Source organism: Candidatus Protofrankia californiensis (assembly GCF_900634765.1).
Classification (GTDB): domain Bacteria; phylum Actinomycetota; class Actinomycetes; order Frankiales; family Frankiaceae; genus Protofrankia; species Protofrankia californiensis.
On record NZ_CAAAFT010000263.1, the window covers coordinates 9,553 to 10,354 of the forward strand.

Annotated in this window: 1 protein-coding gene; it reads right to left on the reverse strand. The window is 67.1% G+C overall.

Going from position 1 to position 802, the window contains the following annotated elements; all coding sequences use genetic code 11:
* The coding region (locus DD1DGNOD_RS27060) for a lipopolysaccharide biosynthesis protein (RefSeq protein ID WP_165036736.1) at positions 1-743 on the reverse strand (743 nt) is incomplete at its 3' end.
* Between the last annotated feature and the right edge of the window lie 59 nt (positions 744-802).

Sequence of the window (802 nt, forward strand, 5' to 3'; positions counted from 1 at the left end):
AGCCACTGGTCGAGTTTGTAGTTGGCGAGCAGCATCGTCTGCCCGACGTGCGCCTTCATCCCGAAGCCGAGTGACCGCCTCGCCAGGCGCATGTCGGGGCGGCCGAACCCGGCTGAGCGACACGCCACATACCAGGCCATCAGCAATGTGCCCAGCACCTGGCCGCCCATGCATGCGGCGACCGCGGTGCCGACGCTGATCAGACCGAGCACGGCAAGCAGGCCGTTGACGCTGACGTTCACCAGCGGGGCGAGCAGGTATGCCGCGTTCGCGAACCCGAAGGCGTAGTCGGCCTGCACCAGGAACAGCAGGTAGACCTGGAGGATCAGCATCGGGATCGAGGCGAGCACGAGCCAGCGCAGGCCACCCGACGAATGTCCGCCGATATGGGGGAAAATAGCGATCAGGCCGCTCACGGCGCCAGCGGCGATTGTCCCCAGGAGGAGGGCTAGCAGCACCGAGTTGGTTGCCAGTGCCGGTCGCAGCTCGGGCTCGGCCGAGGCGAAGTTGACGTTTGCCTGCTCCACTCCCAACAGGGAGAGTTGGGAGACGACGTACGCGATCACGGTGAGAAAGGCGACGTCGCCCCTGCCCGTGGCGCCCAGCGCCCGCGCGACAATAAGCACGTTGGCCAGCGAGAGGACGGCGACCACAAGCTGAGTGCCCCAGGTCGCGAGCGCGGACGAGACGAAGGTGGGATGCCGAGGGCCGCTGTCGTCACCCGCCCTCGAAGGCGCGACCATCCGAGGAGCCTATATTCGCCGTTCGCCGTTCGCCGTTCGCCGTTCGCTCACGCGTCCAC